The sequence below is a fragment of the Methylothermus subterraneus genome (genome assembly GCF_054656915.1).
Window position 1 is genome coordinate 1 of the sequence record NZ_BAAHXK010000029.1, and the last position, 1810, is coordinate 1810.

The 1810-nt window shown below is 60.6% G+C and carries 1 protein-coding gene; it reads right to left on the reverse strand.

Annotated elements, in window-relative coordinates; genetic code table 11:
* On the reverse strand, positions 1-1810 hold a 1810-nt coding region (ftsH, locus tag ACYQ3M_RS11545), incomplete at both ends, for an ATP-dependent zinc metalloprotease FtsH (protein WP_460036231.1).

Genomic DNA, 1810 nt, shown 5'->3' on the forward strand with positions numbered 1-1810 from the left:
TGGTATCTTCCCAATCTTTGGGAGGGGGAGGGGTTTGGCCGGCGAGGATGGCGTCGATTTGATCGCGGTCGATGGTTTCGTACTTCATCAAGGCTTCGGCCATGAGGTGGAGTTTGTCCAAGTTTTCCTTAAGGATGCGCTCGGCGCGGGCGTAGTTGCGGTCGACGATGGCGCGCACTTCTTCGTCGATCATCCGCGCGGTGGCCTCGGACAGGTGTTGATGGCGGGTGATGCTGCGGCCTAGGAAGATCTCGCCTTCTTCTTCGGCGTAGGCCAACGGCCCCAGGCGTTCGGACAGACCCCATTTGGTGACCATGTTGCGCGCCAGTTGGGTGGCGCGCTCGATGTCGTTGGCCGCCCCGGTGGTGATGGCGTCTTCGCCAAAGATTAAGGCTTCCGCCACCCGCCCACCAAACAGGCTGGAAATCTGGCTTTCCAGCTTGCGCTTGGAGGCCGAATATTGGTCGCGCTCGGGCAAAAACATGGTAATCCCCAGCGCCCGCCCCCGCGGCATGATGCTGACTTTGTACACGGGGTCGTGTTCGGGAACGTTTAATCCCACTATGGCGTGACCGGCTTCGTGGTAAGCAGTCATGCGCTTTTCGTCTTCGCTCATGACCATCGAGCGGCGTTCGACCCCCATCAGGATCTTGTCCTTGGCCTTTTCCAGATCGCGCATGTCCACCCGCTTCTTGTTGGCGCGCGCCGCAAACAGGGAGGCTTCGTTGACCAGATTGGCCAAATCCGCCCCGGAAAAGCCCGGCGTGCCGCGCGCAATCACCTTGGGATCGACGTCGTCGGCGGTGGGAACTTTGCGTAGATGCACTTTGAGGATTTGTTCGCGCCCGCGAATGTCGGGCAGGCCCACCACCACTTGCCGGTCAAACCGCCCCGGCCGCAAGAGCGCCGGATCCAATACGTCGGGCCGGTTGGTGGCGGCGATGATGATGATCCCTTCGTTGCCTTCAAATCCGTCCATCTCCACCAGCAGTTGGTTGAGGGTCTGTTCGCGTTCGTCGTGCCCGCCGCCTAAGCCCGCCCCGCGATGCCGCCCGACCGCGTCGATCTCGTCAATAAACACAATGCACGGGGCGTGCTTCTTGGCTTGCTCAAACATGTCGCGCACCCGCGCCGCCCCCACCCCCACAAACATCTCCACAAAGTCGGAGCCGGAGATGGTGAAAAACGGCACCTTGGCCTCCCCCGCAATCGCCCGCGCAATCAAGGTCTTGCCCGTCCCAGGCGGCCCCACCATCAAAATGCCTTTGGGAATCCGCCCGCCCAGCTTTTGAAACTTGGCCGGATCCTTGAGAAAATCGACCACCTCCCGCACTTCGTCAATGGCCTCCTCGCATCCAGCCACGTCCTTGAAGGTCACCTTGACCTTGTCCTCTTCCATCAGCCGCGCCCGGCTCTTGCCAAAACTCATGGCCCCGCGACCCCCCGCGCCCCCGCCTTGCATCTGGCGCATGAAGAACACCCAAACGCCAATCAGCAAAAGCATCGGAAACCAGGAGATGAAAATCTGCATGAGCAACGATTGCCCCTCCGGCGGCTCGGCCCGGATCTCTACCTGGTTGGCCAGCAAGTCGTCCACCAAATGCGGATCCTCAGGAGCGTAGGTCAGAAACTTCTGCCCCCCCACCGTGATCCCTTTGATCGCGTTGCCGTCCATCACCACTTCCTTGACTTGCCCTTCCCGTACCGCCGCAATAAATTGGGTGTACGACAGCGTCGCCCCCACCCCCCGCCGCCCCCCAAAATTGTTGAATACACTCAATAACACCGCCCCAATCACTACCCATAAAAG